The 20,827-nt window shown below is 55.0% G+C and carries 11 protein-coding genes and 1 other RNA gene; 4 read left to right on the top strand and 8 right to left on the bottom strand.

Going from position 1 to position 20,827, the window contains the following annotated elements; genetic code table 11:
• Positions 1–1,281: 1,281 nt before the first annotated feature.
• From AB1644_01500 to AB1644_01470, 7 genes are all read right to left on the bottom strand, one after another.
• Positions 1,282–1,671 (bottom strand): DUF6884 domain-containing protein, encoded by a 390-nt coding sequence (locus AB1644_01500; GenBank protein MEW6049725.1) that lies wholly within the window; start codon positions 1,669–1,671, stop codon positions 1,282–1,284.
• A gap of 263 nt (positions 1,672–1,934) precedes the next feature.
• On the bottom strand, positions 1,935–3,164 hold the full coding sequence (locus AB1644_01495; protein ID MEW6049724.1) for a DUF6880 family protein: 1,230 nt from the start codon (positions 3,162–3,164) through the stop codon (positions 1,935–1,937).
• 15 nt (positions 3,165–3,179) lie between these two features.
• Entirely contained in the window at positions 3,180–3,620 is a 441-nt protein-coding gene (locus AB1644_01490; protein ID MEW6049723.1) for a hypothetical protein, read from the bottom strand.
• Positions 3,595–4,233, bottom strand: coding sequence for a nucleotidyltransferase domain-containing protein (locus AB1644_01485; GenBank protein ID MEW6049722.1), 639 nt, complete (start codon positions 4,231–4,233; stop codon positions 3,595–3,597). Before AB1644_01485 ends, AB1644_01490 begins: the two co-directional genes overlap by 26 nt.
• A gap of 205 nt (positions 4,234–4,438) precedes the next feature.
• Positions 4,439–4,806, bottom strand: a transfer-messenger RNA (tmRNA) gene (gene ssrA, locus AB1644_01480).
• A gap of 478 nt (positions 4,807–5,284) precedes the next feature.
• Positions 5,285–5,701: a hypothetical protein gene (locus tag AB1644_01475; protein ID MEW6049721.1), complete on the bottom strand. Its 417-nt coding sequence runs from the start codon at positions 5,699–5,701 to the stop codon at positions 5,285–5,287.
• Between the two features lie 216 nt (positions 5,702–5,917).
• Positions 5,918–9,259: a hypothetical protein gene (locus AB1644_01470; protein MEW6049720.1), complete on the bottom strand. Its 3,342-nt coding sequence runs from the start codon at positions 9,257–9,259 to the stop codon at positions 5,918–5,920.
• 271 nt (positions 9,260–9,530) lie between these two features.
• Between AB1644_01470 and AB1644_01465 the strand changes: the two genes are divergently transcribed.
• From AB1644_01465 to AB1644_01455, 3 genes are all read left to right on the top strand, one after another.
• Positions 9,531–10,517: a zinc-dependent alcohol dehydrogenase family protein gene (locus AB1644_01465; GenBank protein ID MEW6049719.1), complete on the top strand. Its 987-nt coding sequence runs from the start codon at positions 9,531–9,533 to the stop codon at positions 10,515–10,517.
• A 129-nt stretch (positions 10,518–10,646) separates the two neighbouring features.
• The gene (locus AB1644_01460; protein ID MEW6049718.1) at positions 10,647–12,887 is read left to right on the top strand and encodes a hypothetical protein; all 2,241 of its coding nucleotides are present in this window, start codon (positions 10,647–10,649) and stop codon (positions 12,885–12,887) included.
• A 206-nt stretch (positions 12,888–13,093) separates the two neighbouring features.
• Complete coding sequence (locus AB1644_01455) at positions 13,094–16,576, top strand: alpha-amylase family glycosyl hydrolase (GenBank protein ID MEW6049717.1); 3,483 nt, start codon at positions 13,094–13,096, stop codon at positions 16,574–16,576.
• A 134-nt stretch (positions 16,577–16,710) separates the two neighbouring features.
• Here AB1644_01455 and AB1644_01450 read toward each other — a convergent pair whose 3' ends face one another.
• A complete protein-coding gene (locus AB1644_01450) occupies positions 16,711–18,663 on the bottom strand; it encodes an OPT family oligopeptide transporter (GenBank protein ID MEW6049716.1) in 1,953 nt (650 codons plus the stop codon).
• Positions 18,664–18,974: 311 nt separating this feature from the next.
• On the opposite strand from AB1644_01450, the gene AB1644_01445 reads away from it, so the two are divergent.
• Complete coding sequence (locus AB1644_01445) at positions 18,975–20,813, top strand: mucoidy inhibitor MuiA family protein (protein MEW6049715.1); 1,839 nt, start codon at positions 18,975–18,977, stop codon at positions 20,811–20,813.
• Positions 20,814–20,827: the final 14 nt, after the last annotated feature.

The raw sequence follows: 20,827 nt of genomic DNA, 5'->3' as shown, positions 1-20,827 counted from the left end.
TGAAGGGCGGACCTGAGACTGATCACCGAGTCGCCAACTGCGGCCAGGTCCTCCTGAACTCCGCTCTCATGATACACCGGGGGCAAAAGCGGCGGCGCATCTGAACTTGTCTGAGCGCGAGCCACTCTAGATACGCCAAGTACGATGAATATCAAATTCAATGTTGTTCGAAATCTCATCAACAATTCTCCAAACTAAGATGTGGTTCACTGTGCCATAGAGCACAGCAAAGCCTCCGGAGCAGATCGGGGGCTAATCACGAGAACTTAGTCTGGAAAATCAGCAGCGAATGACAGTGGGAAATTGACTATTAGCTAGGGGGGCTATCGAGAAATCATTACTGGGATTGATTTCCATGGAGCAATTCGCTCCGAGGAGGCCAGTCAGCTGCAATGGAGCACTTGAAATCGTAGAGAAAAGTGAATTGCCATAGTGTGCAGATAATCCGCGTTGTGAAGCTTGGGAAGCATCCTGGGAAAAGAAAACATCTACGCAGGTACCACAATCGTCTGTTGATTCCTCAACGAGAAGGGCACTCGGAATTTGTGGTGCGGATTCCTGGTCGCAGCAGGACGAACCGACGAACTCCACCTCAAGGTGTCCCATTTCGCTGATACATAGAACGCTAATCCCACGCAAAGGGGAAACAGCTGCGAGCAACATTACGATGAGAGCTACAGACCACGGTTTCACAAATCGTCCTACAAACATGACTCAAAGATACAGGCGATATCGACAGAAACAACGACTAAATGTAACCACTTTTCGAACAGAATTGAGCTTACTCCGCAATAGTTCAGGGCATTGATATTCGAGACTTGAACCAAAAAAGCAGGTAATGGTTCCATGCGAAAGAGTTAGAAGGGCCCCACAAGAGGATGCAAACCGAGCGCGCCCGGCCATCGATTTCTTCGCAAAATGAAGGGTTGAGCAGGACAAATGAGGAGATAGCCGATGTATTGACCGGGTCAACAGTTGAGTGTGACGACGACAGCAACTCACTCTACGGCATAAGCAACTGAAGTACATCACGATACGAAAGGCGGACGGGGGTATTGTACCCCCGTCCCTTTAATAAGTCATTGAGCGATAATTCGTTATAATTTGGAGGTGGGGGGAATCGAAAAAGGCCCGTTTTGCAACTTTTTGACCGTCACCGACTTATGCGATAACTCTCTGAATCACAGCGAATTCCAGCTTTTATTTGGTTTTGTTTGATACTGGAAAATCAGCATGTTTTTCATTCAAGTTGGCACAAATCTGGCACAAAATGGACTGACATCATTTGATCCAAAAACGTTTCTCTAAGATGATGTCACAACTGCGGCACGCCTCTTCAATAACTCTGTTGTAAGGCGTGTAGCGTGGGTCATCTTCCGGCAACCTTGTATAGTAAGTAACCTGTGTGATGCTGTAGTCAGCTAATTGCCATTTCACCTGCTGGATGATTTTCGGTCGCTGGTCGACATTCAGAAACTGGTCGTACCAGGGGATCTTGGTGTCGCAATGAATAAGACCATATTTACCAGACAAAATGAACAATTCAACTTTGTCGGCAATCGCGCACTCGTGTACCCCTCGTATCCTGTCACTTAAATATCTGTCGATGGCTGGCAATAATCCTGATGCATCACTCTTGTCCTTCGAGCAAAACGTGCAGAAGACTCTCATTCTTAGGATACCCTGAATTCCGTAGTTAATGCCTACACTGTTCTCTATTGCTGGATTTGAGAATAATATATTAGGTTCAGCACTCTATTTCAATGGCTCTCTCCGGTCTCCCGTTCTTGACCTTCGATTCCAGCCACTTGTTGACGTCGCTTTTCCGGAAGCGGACAAACCGCCCCAGCTTGAAATGCGGAATATACCAACGTGCGTCCACTGGTAGATGGTGGACGGCTTCACGCCGAGCACTTCCGAGAACGTTTAGGAAGTCACGGCTCGTATCGCGCCCAGAAACTGCGTTTCAGTTTGTGTTCGAGCCGCAAGTTGATCTTGTAATCGTTATGGTCCGGCAATCCTCCCCAGTCGCTGACAAGCGGGGCCAGATCATCGAGTTTACACAGATAACGAACACCGTACGTGTAGTACTTCGAATTGGCGCGGCGAAGGATCGATTCAAGCAGAACGCGATAGAGATTACTGGCCACGAGGAATCTTCCTTGTTTCTCGAATGTCTTTGCCCAAGGCAGCAACTGGTAGTAATAATCCCCATTAAGCTGAACCGACCGCTCAATCAAATATCGCTCGGCATCGTCAAAACGCTCCAATTCTATCAGGAAAGCAGCGTCAACATAATCGAGCTTGGGAGATTCCGCTATCACCTGGACCTCATCATCGATTACTCGATGGCGTTCAGTCTCGTCAATGGCGCTTAACAGCAAAGACAATGTCGCCTCGCTCCGCGAGCGGCGAAACACTCTCCACGCAACATCCTCAGCTCTGGCTTTATCACCGAGCTCCAGCAACACTCTCAGGAGCAATCTTTCGCGTTCATCAAGCTGAAACGTCTCATCGGAGGCAACCTTGTCCAACCATTGAAGGGCAACGACCGGATAACCGCATTCGAAATACACCTCCGCGATGTCGAGGTGTCCTGCTACCGGTATTTCCGGCCATTTGGCGCGACAGGCTCGTTCGAAAAGCTCAGGATCTTTTAGCTGCTTTGCGACCGCCTCAATTGGAAGATACCAATGATATCTTCGGAATTCGTCAGTCTCTTTTTTGCCTATGGACCAAAACTCATCGACCATGCGCCGAAGAAACGATTCAGGCAGGAAACCAGCGGCAGAAGCTATCAGCGAATTGCGAACTCCGTATTCATCATTCGCGTAGAGCTTGAGCAGAACGGTATATAGCCATTCTTTGTCTTCGCACTGAGATGCATGACGAATAAAACTGTCGCAGGCGAATATCCGATACACGTCACCGATCGACCCGTCCGAATCATCAGCACGCCCGAGCACCGCGTTATCGGCTCGAATAAAGGCGGCCACCAGTTCAACGCCCTGGCGCGGATTGTCGGCTACCCTGTCGATCTCATCCAGCAGACTCTCAAGTTCACGGGCATACAGCCCTGACTCGTGGTAATCGATAAACCGCCGCCCCCGTTTCAGCCCGGCTATTCGCGATTTGATTGCCTTGACAGATTCCAAGCTACTCACAGCAGTAATCCCTGGCTAATTCAGTTCCGGATGCTTCGCTTTCAGCCAAGTTGCAAGAGCATCTCGCAGTTCTCGTGACAGACGCATTGCTTCCCCTACTTCGCCCTCCGTAATGGTGCCCGCCGCATCGTAGCTGACTATAGCTCTTTTTCTGCTTATTGCCTCCAACGACGCTATGATGTCGGGGGCAGGGTCGATTGTAAATCGCAGCGATCGAATGGTCCGGTAATGTTGACCGGCTCCTCCGGGAATCCGGTAGCCACTCGCACGAAGAGCGATCGTCGCACAGCCGAGGCACGCGTTATATGCAATCGCCAACCGCCAGTCGAGAGTGATCTCTTCTTTGGCCGCCTCGGAAATGTCTCGGTCAACCTTGGCAAGGAGATCAGTTATTTCTTTCCGGCTCGTCGTATGCGGCTTCAACCAGCCGCTAATGAGCCAATCTTGTAAGGTCATTCTCATTTCCCAGCACGAATAACTTGTCGGATTCTAGTACGTTCAAGAGAAAATGATTCTTGTCTTGAACCTTCTTCTGAAACTCACTTTCTGAATACAGCGTCGGATTGATCGGCCGCCGCATCTGTTCTTCGACCGGTTTCAATATCGAGATCAACTCTCGAAAGTCCAGAGAACCGATCACCATGAGGTCGATATCACTTGAACTTGTGTCGTGGCCCTTGGCGACGGAGCCATATATCCACGCCATCTTGATTCGTCCCTTGCTCTCTGCCCGTAGGATGTCGCGAATTATGTCGGCTACACCAAACGTCTTCTCAGCGATTGCCTTGAGCTCGCCAAAGACGGGAGACTCGGGATTGGCGCGGTAGAATTTCTGGATGCCAATTGGTTCCATCAAGAGAATCCCGGCGGATGTGAGCGATCTCAACTCACGCTGAAGAGATCCCGGTGTATCACCCAGCAGCCGGACGGCCTCTCTGAAGTAAAACCTCTTCTCTGGGTTCAGGAGGAATAAAGTCAGGACTTTCCGCCGGACCTTGGGAAAGAGCGCATCCCCGATACCAGAGCCCGACCCAAAAGGGGAAATATCGATTTTGACTCTTCTGGGCATCCACAAAATACCGATTCTATTTCCGATACAACTGATACTGTTATCGGAACAAATGAACCCAAATTGAGGTCAACGGTCAAGACAAATCTTCTTGGCAGATATTCTTGGACTATGAGCAAGAAGGGAGGCGAGAGTGGATCGTAGGAGGTGGAGTCACCGAACCGAGAATCATCATATTATATTGTGACACAATAACTTATAATCTTAATGGAGGTGGGGGGAATCGAACCCCCGTCCGAGAGTAACGTCAGGCCGTCCTCTACGTGCGTAGGCGATCTATATCTATTCGCCCGAATCGCTGCCGAACGCCAGGCCACGACTCGGACTAGCCGCTTATTTTAAGCGGTCGGTCACGGCACCCGACCACCGAGCCTTCTTTGTCGACGCCGTGTCCGAATCTTGAAGGCAAAAGACCCGGCACGACGGGCTGTTAGCCTAAACTCTGTGCGAGTTAGGCAGCCATGGCGTAGTTAAGTTCGCCATTTGTGTGTTTGTCCAGTTTGGTAACGGGGACCCAGACTACCCCGGCACGCCAACAACCCCCCGCTAAACCCGTCGAAACCTGTCACCCCCAATGGCTTTTGTATTGTGTCAGCTCGGGCTGTGAGTGCTGCGACGACAATGCCGCAAACAACCTCACCCTGCGAAGGGAGGTTGAAAAAGTCCCCTCACCCGTCGCTTCGCGCCACCCTCACCCAGTGGGAGAGGGGTAGGGGTGTCATTTCAAACAGTCCCCAACCATGGTGTTTAGCAGTCGGCGTTGGTGACGATACGGCAATACAGGTTCATCAAGGTCTCAAGAGAGTCTTGACTAAACCTCAGTTTTCAAAGAACCTGATACCAATATACCAGATCGGACTATTCTGTCCAAATCCTTCATATATTTGAACGTCAGACGCTGAGAAAGGTTTCGGTTCCCATAACCGCTATGGAGAGTGGGGTCGGCGAATGGACATGGTTTGGCACGTGTACAAAAGCCAGGATTCGGATGAATCCTGGCTCTGGACGTGTGACAGCATCACCACGGAAGACGAGATTTTGATCGAAGTGTCTACAGCTTCTGCGCTCTGAAATTGAGCGTGCCGCTACAGTTGGTAAGGATTACGCGGACAAGCCAGTCGCCGGCGGCCCCCGAATCGGCCTGTTGAGTTCCACTGGCCAGCAATCCGCTGGTATACACCTGCGCTCCGTTAGCGTCGAACAGCGTTACCGAAGTCGTACCCGCTGTCACTGCCGATGAGTGGTCGATACTCGCGCGATTTCCGCTGTTCGCCCACATATACTGGACAGTTGCAGAGACGTTATCCAGGTTGGTTGCCTGGAACTGGAAATTGTCCTGGATACTCACGATCTCCGGTTGAAAGTTGGAGAGCGGAGCAGTCGGTTTTTTGCTTCCGCCACAACCGCCCATGATAAGAACGGCGACCCCGGTAGTAATCAGATTTCGAAACGACCTGGCGATGTGCATGTCATCCTCCACCGTGAAGGTTTGTTTGGGGACCCCAATGATTGTACTTTCTGATAATTATCGACCGGTCAGGCCCATTCTACCGCAATTTCTTTGTGAAAAAAATGCTGACCTTCTGATTGTACTTTCCGTGAACAGCCCGGCGACAGCTACGCAAAAAAAATGCCCCGGCCTTGCGACCGGGGCTGCGCCAATCAGCGGTGCTCGTTCAAACGCTCATTGGCAAGGGGGCAGGGCCTGGCCGAAGAAAAGAAAATCGACCAGGGCCGAAATGTCTGCGATATCAACTTGTCCCAATCCGTCGCAATTGGCTTCGGCCCAGCAATACGGAATAATCATTCGAGACTGTCCAAACAGGAAGCCAATTAATTCTGTCAGATCTCCGATATCGACAACACCTGAAGGATCAAACCACCCTTCAACGTTACCCCGGTGTCGGCAGCAGATACCGTCACTGCCGCGAATATCGGTCGGTGTCACCTGAGTACCGTCGTACGTGGCGTCAACAAAGACAAGCTGGCCGGCGCCGGAGTAGTTGAACAAAAGGCCGGCACCCACGTGGGACAGTTGCGCATCCGGTGAGCCTCCGATCCAGGGACTGACCAATACTCGGGTCACGCCTGAATCGGCTACCGATCCGATTGAAAGACCGCCTACCAAGGTATCGATCGGATCTATCTCGCCAAGAAAGACAAGATATAGAGCTCCCAGACTATCCGCATAATCAAGCGAAACGGTGTAGTTCAGTGTGTCCTGAACGATAGTGGCGATACTGCCGGAATCGACTGAGAGCTTGGGATATGGCAGCGCATCCCCAACCATTACCCGCAGCAGATATTCCAGATCGGCTGCTGTTAGTGCCCAGCCGTCGGCATTAACATCTGTGGCAGCAATTTGGCTGTGCCGGTTGACTGTGAAAGCCTCTGGTCCGAGAAGAAAATAATTGACGAAAGTGACCCAGTCGGCAATCTCATATGCAAGACCATTCAGATTGATATCGCCCCGGGCATCTATGGAATCGTTGCAGCGTATATCGAAGCCACCACTGTAATAGTCGATTCCTCGTAGGACTGACCCGGCTATGCAACTGCTCGGTGTGCCATGTACCGAAGGTAGCGGCACGTCACCGGTAATTTCGGTGGGCCACCCCATCGAGAGATCATACACTTTGCGTGACGCCACCAGCGTGTCCGTGTCTTTCAGTGCGAAGACGTTGTCCCCGCAATCCGCCCAGGCAAATCGCACCGGGACATGGAAGCAAGCGAATGCCGAACTGGTATCGATCTGGAAAGACAAGTTGGCCAGAACGCCCATGGTATCGGCATAGCAGGTCGGGTGGATTCCACCGTTATTGATATCGGCAACGCTGACCAAGCGGACGCTTTGGCTTGGGCACGAAACGCTGTCGCAAACAATGCCGGGTCCAACACGATAGGTGAAATACTCCCACTGGCAGTCAGTGAGAAGCTGACCCGCCGTGACACCTGTCAGCGCAGCGATCGTTCCATCATACTCCAGTAATAGGTCAAAGCCGGAAAATTCGAAATTCGGCCAGGTTCCACCGAGCGTCACAGGAATTGAGATTTGGCTCCCGAGAGCGACGCCGTTGACACGGCCTATTTGTACGGATGCATTTCGGGGGTCACTGTTAGCAGTCAAGAACGGCGAATAGTATGTATTCGTATAGTCCGCCCCACTCACTTCTTCCAAAACCCCGGAGCCGTTATATGTGAGCACTACGCCTGTGGCGAAAAGCGGCGTCGTGTCCATGCCGGACATCTGAGGGCCGATGAGAATACGTGTGAAGAGACCGTCAAAGAATGACGAGCGGACAAGATCCGTGGAGTCCATCGGGAAATATGGAACGACATTGCCACGGAACTTCAGGTACAAACCGGCCAGGGAGTCCGGACCGGTGATTGTCACCGTGCGGGAATTGACATCTTGATCGACATACATGCTGTCGCCAATGAAGTATGTCGTGTCATTCCATGGGACGGCCAGGCCGGTGAGGATGCGGTACATATAAATGTAATCGAGCATGGTCAATTCGAGGCCGTCGAGCGTTACATCGGAGGTGGCGCGTTGAAGCGGTGGGTTGATCGTAAAAGCACTGTCGCCGATCTGGAAATACTCTGAAAACAGTACCCAATCGGCTATTTCATACGCCAATCCGTTCAGGTTCAGGTCCCCGCGGTAGTCGATCTGCGGGTGACACTCGACCGCCACATAGCCGTTGACGTAATCAACAAACCTCGTCGGAGCCACACTGCTTCCGGCAATGCAACTCGACGGTGCACCGAAACGTGTCGGCAATGTGGTGTCCTGGGTGATAGAAAACCCGTTTTCGTCCAAAACGTATCTCGAGAAAAAGACGGAGTCGCCGGCCCGACTTGAGAAGAGATTATCGCCGCAGTCGTTCCAGAGGAACGCCACTGGGAATTTGCCGCAAATCACACTTGAATCTTGTCTCACCATGAAGAGCAGTCTGGCCAGGGTTCCTGTACTGTCGAGCCAGCAGGAAGGATGGAGATCACCATTGTTGATCTCCGCGAGAGCCACTATCCGTACGAGCGGTATCGGACATGGCGCGCCGGTGCAGTTGGAATCGGCGCCAACGGTATAGGTGAAATACTCCCAACCGCAGTTCAGCAAAAGCGGGCCAGGCGTGGCGCTTTGGAAAACCAGGCCGGTGGGGTCATAGGTGACGAGCATGTCAAAGCCGCCTGTCTCCATTGAAGAAAGGCCCCGGTGGAAGTCTATAGGCAATGAGACCTGCTGCCCCCTCGCTGCATTTCGCGTTTGACCGAGGGCTACGGTCACATAATCGGTCGTAGTATTTTGGCAGACGAATTGGAAGTAACCGTTGTAGTAATCTATCCCGCGGACGTGTTCGACCGTTCCGAACTGACCAACACACCTTGACGGCGCGCCCTGGTAGGATGGGAACGGCTGGAGCGGGTCATCGATGCGAATGCCAAACTCATAGACGCGGTCCGAAAGCAGGAGGGTATCAGAAGTGGTCGCAAGAGCAACCATGTTATCTCCGCAATCTTTCCAATAAAAGCGCACCGGCATCAGATTACAGAGCCTGTCCGGGTGACTGGAGGTGCTGACTCGCAGACGGGCCAATTCGCCCGGAGTATTTGCCATGCATGATGGATGAATGTCGCCATTGTTGGTCTCCGCAAGCGCGACGATGCGCAGCAGGCTGACCGGCGATTCTGGACAGGGAGGAAACGGACAGTAATCATCGATGCCCAGCCGATACGTGAAATACTCCCATGCGCACCCTGCCAACAACGGACCCATAATCACCGAGTCGACCCGCATGTTGTAACCATCGAATTTGATCAACAGGTCAAATCCGGCGATCTGGACTCCGGGCGCTATGGAATCCAGGGAGATCGGCAACTCAAGCGAACTTCCGAGCGGCACATCGATGACGTTGCCGATGCGAATAGCCGTACCGGTCTGTCCTGCTTGCGCCGTGATGACAATGACAATGAAAGCGGCGAGAATCGAGTGGGCAGACCTGCTACGTCTGTTCCTTGCCATGCCAAGGACACTACACGTAGACATAACTCCTCTGCTTTGAGAGGTTAACGTGTATTTGTTACAAATGCGATAACGTTGGGGCTATAATATGCTGTAAGCTATGTGTGGTCTCAACGAGTTTTTCGTCTTCAATGCGAACATAACATATCGAGTGCCGCCTGTCAAGAAGAATCACGACGTTTTGACAGAAGTTCAACTTGCTGCCGGCTAAGGAAACAAGGATCATTGGAGTCAGACACGAACAGTTAGTCGTTGCTTGAGTGGATGCATTATGCGAGCCATGGTATTGCAGAGACAGCGGAATCCATTGCAGTTAATGGAGTTGCCTGCCCCCGTTCCTGGTCGTGGCCGGTTGAAGGTACGGGTTCACGCCTGCGGCGTCTGTCGCACTGATTTGCATGTAGTCGATGGCGATTTGTCCGAACCAAAGCTCCCGCTGGTCCCTGGTCACCAGATCGTGGGTACGGTAGTCGATATCGGTTTCGGTTCCGCTCGCTTCGGCATAGGGGATAGGGTGGGGATCCCGTGGCTGGGGGGAAGTTGCGGCAAGTGTGGCTATTGCCTGAGCGGTCGGGAAAATCTCTGCGACAACGCGCGCTACACCGGTTATCAGATCGATGGCGGCTTCGCCGAGTATTGTCTGGCCGACGAGCGATTCTGTTTCCCGATTCCGGAGGGTTTCACCGATCTACAGGCCGCGCCACTCTTATGCGCCGGGTTGATTGGGTATCGGGCGCTTCGTATGGTTGGTGAGGCTCATCGATTGGGGCTTTACGGTTTTGGAGCCGCTGCTCATATCATCATTCAGGTGGCACGCTTCCAGGAACGAGAAGTCTGCGCCTTCACCCGACACGGTGATATGGCCAGTCAGACATTTGCACGATCGCTGGGTGCAACTTGGGCCGGGGCGTCAGAAGAAATGCCGCCGCAACCGCTCGATGCCGCAATCATCTTCGCTCCCGCGGGCGATCTGGTGCCAGTGGCGCTCCGTGCAACCGCCAAGGGAGGGACGGTTGTCTGTGCCGGCATCCATATGAGCGATATCCCGTCTTTCCCCTATTCGATCCTTTGGGGAGAGCGTGTGATCCGATCAGTGGCTAACTTGACGCGTAAGGACGGTGAAGAGTTTCTCGCGCTTGCGCCTCGGGTGCCCATTCGCACGGAGGTGCATCCCTACCCGCTTGCGGACACCAACCGGGCGCTCGATGACCTTCGGTCAGGCAGGTTCACCGGCGCAGCCGTTGTCACCGTAGATTGACACACCTCTCTGACCCATCCCGGACCAACCTGCCTTTCTTTCGTCATTGCATCAGAACGTCGGTCGGCTTATGTTGTGACAGTGTTCACTTTCTGTCGCTAAGGCTGGTACATGACACGGAGGTGAGAGATGAAGATCAAACGCACAGTAGCAATCGTGCTTGCGCTTTCTGCCTTGCTCCTGGTGTGCAAGCGGAGCGGACCCGAAACGTCGGGAAAGAGACTTGCGGGAATAGCCGAGGACCTGTGGGGGAATCAAATCGACCTGTCACAGCTCAATCGAAGCATCACCCTGATTGAGCCGTTCTCGCCGAGCTATTGCGGTTACTGCATGTTGGTGGGGGAGTTCGTCACTCTCAACTACTTCCATACGAATGCCGTGCACGGTGGCATGAATGTCCAGCAATGCCTGTTCAGCCCGCAGCGAGATATTTATGCCTATATGAAGTATTACCGTGATACCACATCCGTGCTCACGTACCCAGTCAGTCTTCACGACTATCACCGCGACGGCTACCCAGCGATGCTGGCATTCAGGGACGGCGAACAGATCCTTAAGGGTTTTTTGGATGACTACGGCGTGACGTTCAAGCAGCGGGCTGCGGAGTGGTGGCCCGAGGCAGGCACGCCGCCGGTCACGCTGGCTTCGGGATTGAAGATGGCGGAAAACTATATGATTGAGGCCCGTTCGCCAATGGTCGTCACGGTTATCCCGGATGATGCCACCCGGCTTCATGACTACTATAAGGAGCGATTCACCAAGAAGAACGGGTTTGATGTGAAGTACGAGTGCGAGCTCACCGAGCAGGATTGCGAACACCATCTTGAATTCGTGGGCGAGACACGGAAATTCCGGTTCGACCACATAGCTCACGAAGAGCTGCCGTTCGCGTTCGATAGTGACGTTGTTCGATTTGGGGCATACAGTTTCCCAAAAGAGGAGACAGGGTTGTTGGCAGTCGCCCCAAATCCCTATAACCGAGAGAAATATGTCAGGTTCGAGCTCTATGCGGCCGGCACCATGCGAATAGTATACGAGGGATGGGTCGATTTCTGCGTGTGGCGTTACGATTCGACTGCGACTCAACCGAAGCTGCTTCTTGACGGTCGATTTGCGAAAGAGCCCGGGTGCAAGTGGCGCTTTGCTGACTCGCTTTCGGTAGCATATGAGAATCTGAAGGGGTATTGCGAGGGGGGTGTATGTCCGGTGCCTTCGTATCTGCTTAGACCGGTTGTTCATCACGACTACTCGCCGAAATCGTCGCCATGGCGCGAGTCTCCCGATGGGCGGGTCATGATCCTTGGCAATCGCAATTGCCGCCTGCCGTCGATCGCTGTCCGTGCCGACGGGACCGCGGCCATCGCATGGGAGGAACAGGGTGATATTGTCGTCGCCCTGACCAATGCAGACTCCCAAGGCAGCACCCGACTTGTCGAGGATGGTGAAGCGGATGCCTACAACCCACAGATCGTGTGGGACGGCAGTTCGTTCCTTATTGTTTACCTCTGTGACCGGGACGGCTGGTACCATCTTTATGGGCGGTTTCTCGATGGCGACCATCTATCCGATGAAATACGTCTGAGTGGTCCGGGGACGTACGAAGTGATCACACCGGCGCTTGCGTCGAACGGCGCGGGTCAGGTTGTTGCCGCCTGGTCAGAATGGAAAGCCAATCTTCGGTATCCCAGATATTGCATGATCACGGGACGCACTGTCGGCAAGGCGAGGGATATTGCGGTAATTCCGGATGGGGACGACATGGGCTATATCAATGCCTGGGGATTCTCGCTCGCGGTCGACCGATCCGGCCGCCCGTTCGGAATGTGGAACCAGCACTATCCATCGACTTTGTGCGCCTGCGGCGGTCCGCTCGATGGTCCCGTGACCACACCTCAGAAACTGACGGGTAATGTGGAGACTTCCGAGATCGGCGAATACCCGTCTACAGCCCTCGACCCGCGCGGTGCGCAGTGGGCCACCTGGAGTTCAAACTCCATGGAGACGTATGCCGGCAAGGGACAGCGAATCCTGGTGAGCAGGTATGATTCCGAAGCCCAGACGTGGGTGACGCCGTACGTGGTGAGCGAAGGTACCGAAACGCACCAGAACCAGACTCCGCACATAGCCATTGTCTCCGATGGCTCAGTGTGGGTCGTCTGGAGCGGCAGATCGAAAGACGGGCACAGCCAATGGGGTATTTATTTGACGAAATTCTCCGGCAACCTTTGGTCACCGCCGATACTCATTTCGGAGGAAAATCTCTCTGCCCGCGCTCCGGAGATTTGCCTTGGCCCGAACGACAAGCCGTGGGTTAGCTGGCACGCTGGCATTGGCGAGAACATGACTGTGAGGGTCTGGACGCCGAAGTAGTCGATGCGCCGATAATCTCCGGTCCTTGAGAATCGTCCGGGCCGATGTTTTATATCGTGGGGTGTTGCCCGGCTCCATGACCATCCAGAATCTCCCCGATTACCATTCACAACAAGTCTGCCTTTCTCTGGCGCTCCATGAGACAATGGAGTATACTGATAGTTGTTGTAATTTAGCGTCATGGACACAGGCTGATATTCGTCACTATGCTCGCCGACCGCGCAGAACTTCAGAAACTGCTCCGCAGTTACACTCACTTCGGGTTCCATCTGTCCAGGAAATCCTGGGACTGGCTGGCCGTCTCGTCTGTGTTAACGACAGAGCCCGAGACCACTCAGGCCAATGAGTTGTTCCGGTTGCGACAGCTGGCCGATCGGTTCAATGAACGTTGCAGCCAAACGCCGCATGTTCCGGCGCCGCTTCATGCCGGCCAACTCAGCTCGCTGAATGTCATTGTCGACGTGTTTCGATATATCATCGAGTTGTATTCTCGGGAGGAACAGCCCGGTGTGATCGGCCGTGGGATGGACTGGACCGGCAGGCAAAAGGGCTCGGCTATCATTACCCAGCCCCCTCCAGCCTTTGTGCGACTGTTCCCGCCGTCAAGCGTCCTCGATAAGAAACAGTCTGAAGCTGGTTTCCTTCGCGATGCGTTCGGTGTGACGTCTACTCGCGATATGATCGTTCGCGAGATGATACTGCTTCATTTGGACATGGCCAACCCGGCGTTCCGGCCGTTCCGTGCACTGTTCGACGATGCCGATCTTCGGGCCGAATCTCCCAACGTGACGTTGATTCAGGCTCTTGAATCGTTCTTTGCCACGCAACCGCCATTCGGCCCGACCGGGATGACCCTCTTCGAGTGCTTGTACGCACCCATACGGGCGTACCCGGATTCCCTCGAAGGACAGCTCGATTTTATCCGGCGGCATTGGGCGCATTTCCTGCCGATGGAACTTCTGGAGCGGGTACTGCTGGCAGTGGACATTCTCGAAGAGGAGCGTCTCATGCGCGGATTCGGGCCGGGGCAGATCGAAGCCCTGCGCTTCGACCGCGACCAATACGGCTACGACCTCGGTTATTCTGAGCCGGCAGCGTTCAGTCGCGACGCCGACTGGATGTCTAACGTCGTGCTCATAGCCAAGACAGTGTATGTGTGGTTGTTTCAGTTATCGAAAAAATACCAGCGCGATATACGGCTGCTCAGCGATGTCCCCGATGAAGAGCTTGACCAACTCGCCCGCTGGGGATTCACCGGTCTGTGGCTGATCGGGATATGGGAGCGTTCGCCCGCATCACAGAAGATCAAGCAGATCATGGGAAATCCGGAGGCGGCCGCCTCGGCGTATTCACTGTACGACTATATTATAGCGGGCGATCTCGGCGGCGAGACGGCGTTTGAGAATCTGAAGCACCGGGCGTGGCAGCGTGGTATCAGGCTGGCCAGCGACATGGTCCCCAATCATGTCGGCATCTATTCCCGGTGGGTGATCCAGCATCCGCATTGGTTCGTTCAACAGGGCCATCCGCCGTTTCCGGTCTACCAATACACCGGGGTGGACCTCTCCCTGGACCAGCGGGTCTGTCTCCAGATAGAGGATGGCTATTGGCAGCATCGCGATGCCGCCGTCGTATTCAAACGGATCGACAAATGGACCGGAGACGTTCGCTATATCTATCACGGCAACGACGGTACCAGCACGCCCTGGAACGATACGGCGCAACTCAACTATCTGTTGCCGGAAGTGCGTGAAGCGGTCATCCAGACGATCCTCCACGTAGCGCGGCAGTTTCCCATTATCCGCTTCGATGCCGCCATGACCCTGGCCAAAAAGCATTATCAGCGCCTTTGGTTTCCGCAGCCAGGGGACGGCGGCGCTATTCCGTCACGCGCGGAGCACGGCATGACCCGGCAGCAGTTTGACCTGCAGATGCCGAAGGAATTCTGGCGCGAAGTCGTGGACCGGATCGCGCAGGAGTTGCCGGAGACGTTGCTTCTCGCCGAAGCGTTCTGGCTCATGGAAGGATATTTCGTCCGCACGCTCGGGATGCACCGGGTCTACAACAGTGCGTTCATGAACATGCTCAAGATGGAAGAGAATGCCAAGTATCGCACAACTGTCAAGAATGTGCTCGAATTCAGCCCAGAGGTGCTCAAGCGATTTGTCAACTTCATGAATAACCCGGACGAGCGGACGGCAGTCGATCAATTCGGTAAGGAAGATAAGTACTACGGTGTCGCCGTGATGCTGGTGACCATGCCTGGGCTGCCGATGTTCGGCCATGGCCAGATCGAAGGGTTCACCGAGAAATACGGCATGGAATACCGGCGGTCATACTGGGATGAACAGGTTGATTGGCATATGGTGCGGCGCCACGAGGCGCAGATATTTCCGCTGATGCGCCGCCGACATCTCTTCAGTGGTGCGGCCAACTTCGCATTCTATGATTTCAACACACCTGATGGCTGGGTCGACGAAAACGTATTCGCCTATTCCAATCGTTCCGGCGATGAACGGGCGATTATTCTCTATAACAACGCATACAACAGTACGCGAGGAAGACTGCAAACTTCAACGCCAATCAATATCGGCGAGGGAGAGACTACCAATCTGGTGCGGCGGACGCTGGCCGAAGCGCTGGCACTGAATAGTTCCGATGGCTGCTATTACGTGTTTCGCGATTATCAATGCGGCCTGGAGTATATCCGCAGCGGCCGCCAAATCGCTGACGAAGGACTCTGGGCTGAACTGCACGCCTATCAATGTCATGCTTTCCTCGATTTCCGCGAGATCCACGACGCCGATGGTTCCTGGGCTCATTTGGCGTATCGTCTCAGTGGCGCAGGCGTGCCGAATATCGAGGAGGCGCACCGGGAACTTCGGCTGGAGCCGGTGCTCAAGCCGTATCGCGAGGTCATGAATGCGGTAGCATTGCGGGAGTTGTCGGGCGGAGATTTGCCAGCCCGGAGCCGCTTTGTGACAGCGCTTGAGGACTTCCTGTCGGCCGCGTTATCGTTTTCGGGCGTGTCCGCAGGCCGATCATCGCACACGCCGCGCCTCACCGCCGAGATGGAAGAACTGTTCGGCCCCGGCCAAGCCCGCCAAGGTAAACGTGCGACTGGCCCAAAGAAAGCGTCTCAGGTCCAAGGTGTTCAGACCGTGCTGCGGCATGTCCTCATCGCATGGCTGACCATTCGACATTTGGATGTTTTACAATCGCAGGCCGACTCCTCGCCTGCCGAAATGTTCGTGAGTCGGCTCATCGAGGAATGGCGGCTTCTCAATGTCGTGCAGCGCGCGTTCGAGGGGTTGCTGGCGGATGATCACGCGGCCTATGTCGACCGCACTCTGGTTCAAATTATAGTGGCTCACCGCGATCTGCTGGAATCTCCATCAGGATCCCTTATGGCCGACCGTCTGGAAAGGACTCTCGTTGATCCGGTGGTCCGCGAGTATCTGCTGGTGAATCGGTACCAGGACGTGCTCTGGCTGAACAAAGAGCGGCTGGAGTTGCTGGTGGAAGCGTTGCAATGGGTGACGCGCGTTGAGGCCCTCGAAACGGTCAGTTCTGCCGGCCTCGCCGCCCAATACGCACGCCGAAGCGGTCGAATACTGCTGGATGCGGCCGAGCGGTCCGGCTATCAGATCGAGAAAATGACACAGATGCTCACCGGCGCTCGGCCATAGTCCCCTCCACCACAAGTCAGCACCTTGACCGCCTGTCGGCAGGTAGTTTTGCCACCACCCAGTGCCTGATCCTGATGAATTGATCGAGCCCTGCCCAACATCGCATTTTGAGCAGGGCGCTTCGCCGACGCTTTCTATCCCAGGAACTGCTTGAGTATCTCCCAACCGCTTTCCCAAAAAATCAGGACAACACCCATGAGCGCCCCACCGGCAACGATGCCGGATGCCACCGGGAACATGTATTCCTCGCACTGCTTCGGATTTTTTTTCTCCCAGCCGTACCCGATCAGGGCACCGAGGAAGAAAAGCAGGCCGTAGAACCACTGGAAGACCCAGGCCAGTCCAATGCCCGCCGCCGAAGGAATCCACTTCTGTTGTTTGGGAAACAGTCGGGAAAGAATCGGCAGGATGAGGCCGACGAGGCCTCCAATCACGATGCTCCATACCTTCACAGGATGCATGGTGCTGAGTCCTGTTGCCATGGCTTCGGCGACCCCTTTCCAGGTCTGCGCGGCCGGAGCGGGAAACTGATCCGTGCCCAGCACGCTGGCATTGGGAACGAGCATGCGAAACGCCACGACGGTGACGATCGTGCCAATGAAGATGCCGGAAAACTGCGCGATAAACTGTTTGCGCGGATGGGCCCCGAGAAGATACCCGCTCTTGAGGTCGGTAAGCAGGTCGGCCGAGGAAGTTGCCGCTCCGGCAGTGATGTTGGCTGCCATCAGGTTCACATCCATGTTACCCGGTGAGAGGCCGCCGAACGTAAGCTGTGTGATTTTGCCCATTGCTCCTACAGGCGTCGTGTCAGTTTCACCGGTCACCCGGCAGGCCACCAACGCCAATGCGAAGCTCAGGAGAACGGCGACAAAGCTCTGCCAATAGGGCATCGCGAAAGTTGCATGCGCCAGAAGCGCCAAGGCGACCAACGCGACGATCTGCCCGATGAGGAACCAGGAGCCAGGCGTCTCGATGGCGGCGAGTTCGTCCTTCGCCTTGCCACCTCGCTTTTTCAGCATGTCCCCCAGCCCTTGGAAGGCGCGCAATGCACTCCTCCACTGGAAGAAAACGGAGAGAATGCCCGAGGTTACCATACAGGCCGTTCCGCCCCAAAGCGACCACTGGACCATGGATCGAAATCCCGTCAGCCCGCTGGCCTCAGGTACGTAAGTCTGCACCAGGGGGACGAAGATCATCCAGCAGAGCACCGAACCCACAAACATGCTGATGGCCACTCGCATCCCCACAAACATGCCGGCGGCGATGAAGATCGGATCCCAGGCAAACGTGACGGTCCGGCCGATCCACGCTTCTCCGAGCGTCCAGGTACTGAAGCGAGCAGCCAGATTGGCCAATTGAAATGACTCCAGACGTGTGCTGATAAGCCTGAGGCCATCGGTCAGGAACGCGCTCACCATCGCCAGGAGCCCGGCGATACCCAGAGCACGCGCGGATCGCATCCCTTTCTGGCCGGTGGCGTGAAGTGCTCGCAACGTCTCCGCAGCCGCGATTCCACTGGGAAACCGGAGCTGTTCGACATTGATCATCTGCCTCTTCATCGGCACCGCCATGGTCACACCGAGAACGGCGATGAAGAAAACCCAGCCCAGCATGAGCGAAAAGGGAAGCGTCTGATTGTGCAACAGGATGAAGGCGGCGAAGGCCGAAACCAGCGTACCGCCGGTCGAATAACCGGCAGCGCTGGCGGTGGACTGCATGCAATTGTTTTCCAGAATGGTCATCTGGGTTTTAGCGAGTTTCAATTTGTAGAAGCTGGTCCAGATGGCAAAAGAGAGGATACAGGCAGTGATGGCCACGCCGAAGCCCCAACCGGCCTTGAGACCTATGTAAATGTTGGTCAGCGATAGGAGGGCACCCAGAATCGACCCCATTATAACGGCACGCCAGGTGAGCTGTTTGATCGTGTCACCTCGGCCGAGGTAGCACTTCTCATACCACTGCCGCTCAATCTCCTCAGCGGTCCCCTTGAATCCCTCGACCGGGAGCTCGTAATTCTCATACGCGTCGCGCGGGACAGCTGCTTCGCTGCGGCTCGAAGGGTGCTGTGTCTGTTGGTCCATTGACATGAGCATGGTCTCCTTGCGAGTTCGTCGGCATCGGCCGAGCGGGGTGACTTTACTCCATATTGAAACCCAAGGTAATGCGGTCCGGCCGGTTATGCAAACAGGTTTCTGATGCTTCGGCGGGTTTCCTGAATCCCAGGGGAGCGCACGGCCTAAGCTGCCGTTGTGTCTGGCCGGAGCGGGAATAGACTCCGGCCTTTCTTTCTTGTCTGGTTCTTGCCTGCTTTTGCACGTTCTGGCCACAGCCAGCGTCGTCATGGTGTAAGAGAATCGTCCCGGACCGTCACGATCCGGGCAAACAAAGAGGGGAAGCCATGTACACGCAGCGAATCGCGGCGGCCGTCATGACGACGGCCCTCCTCACCACCCCACTCACCGCCTCTACTTCCTCACGAGTGATCGATGCCCCGATCACCAGCGTAACCGTCTACCCTGACAGAGCCGGTATAACCCGTTCGGTCGAGCTGCAGCTCGACGCTGGCGAACACACGCTCATCACGGAAGGCCTGCCGGCGCGTGCGGCTGAAGCATCGTTCCGCGCCTCGGCCACGGGTCTCAGCGGCGTGACGCTTCTCGGACTGAGCCACCGTACGGAGGAGCATCTCGAAGCACCGCAGGCAAATATCGCTGAGCTCGAACGCCGGATTGTCACTATGCGGGACCAGGAGCGTCGAGCCCTGGCGGACCGTGTCGAGGCGTTTCAGGAGCAGAAGAAACTGCTCGGGGCGCTGAGTCAGGGAGCGGGGGACCAAATGGCAGAGGAAGTCACAAAAGGCGGCATCAAAGTCGACGACTGGCAGGCGGCCTACCGGTTCGTCGGTGATCGGTTCAAGGAGGTTAACGATTCCATCCGTGTCGTCCAGTCTGCTATCGACAGCGTCGACAAGCGCCTCGGACTGTTGGAAGCTGAACTTGGCAGACTGAGAGCATCACCGCACAAGACTACGCGAACGGTCGAGGTCGACCTGCGCCTCTCACAAGCAGGGAAGATCATCTTTACACTCGAATATTTGGTGCCCGGGGCGAGCTGGAAACCACTCTACCAGGCGCGACTGATGGGCGATAGTGACTGGATCGCGCTATCGTACATCGCCGAGGTGATGCAGACAACCGGCGAGGACTGGAACGATGTGGAGCTTACACTCTCAACCGTCACGCCCTCTCGCGGCGCCGGTCCGAGGGAATCGGACCCGTGGTATCTTTCGTTAGTTGACCCCGATATCTCGAAGACTATCACAGTCAAAGCCAGAACAGAAATCATCGACAAGTTTGTGACTTCCAATCAAGCGACAATTACACAACAGGAGATCAAACCACGACCTTTGCAGACCATCGATAGACTGCGCACTCAGGTGGCTGGTGTGCAGACTGATGCATCGGGCAAAGTCTACATTGGCGGCGGCCGCGCAGGCGAAGTGTCGTATATTGTCGACGGCGTGTCGATCGGCGACCCGCTCGGAGGTTCAGGCGGAGTAGGAGCGAATCTCTCTTTGGTCCCTAGCACGATTGAAGCGAAGGGGTCCTATTCTGTCCTCGGCGTCGGCGCTTACACCACCGTGTTCAAGATTCAGCGCAAGGAGACCGTTCCCTCCGGCAGCAAGGCGGTACGCACGACCATTGCCGACTATAGTCTGGCAGGTGCTGTTCAGCTTTTTGCACGGCCCATTGGCATGCCCGGAGCATTCCGACGCGTCCTGATGACCAATCAGGACGAAGCGCCGCTCATGCCGGGTAACATCTCAGTGTTTGTCGAGTCAAATTATCTTGGTGAAGTCCCACTTGCCAAGATGATCGTGCCCAGTGATACGTTCAGTTTGCCGTTCGGCCCGGACAACAATGTCAAAGTAGACCGCAAGATACGAGAGTTCAAGCGGAGCAAGGTCGGCGACCGAGTACGGGTTCAGCAGGTGGTAGTGATAACGGTTACCAACAGCGGTCGTGCCTCGCGGACGGTGGAGATCGAGGAACCAATACCTGTCAGTACGGATAACCGTGTGAAAGTGAACTTAGGTGCATTCGCACCTAAGGCCATATCGACGGACAACACCGGCCGCACAACCTGGTCATTGACTATTGCGCCGGGTCAGACAGCGACGATCTCCGTCCCATACCGCGTGGAATATCCAAGCTGGCTGCAGATAGCCGGGATGTAACGTAGCAAAGAAGG

Source organism: Candidatus Zixiibacteriota bacterium (assembly GCA_040753875.1).
GTDB lineage: Bacteria > Zixibacteria > MSB-5A5 > GN15 > FEB-12 > DATKJY01.
Note: the sequence above shows the minus strand (reverse complement) of the source record. Positions and strands in the feature narration are given on the sequence as shown.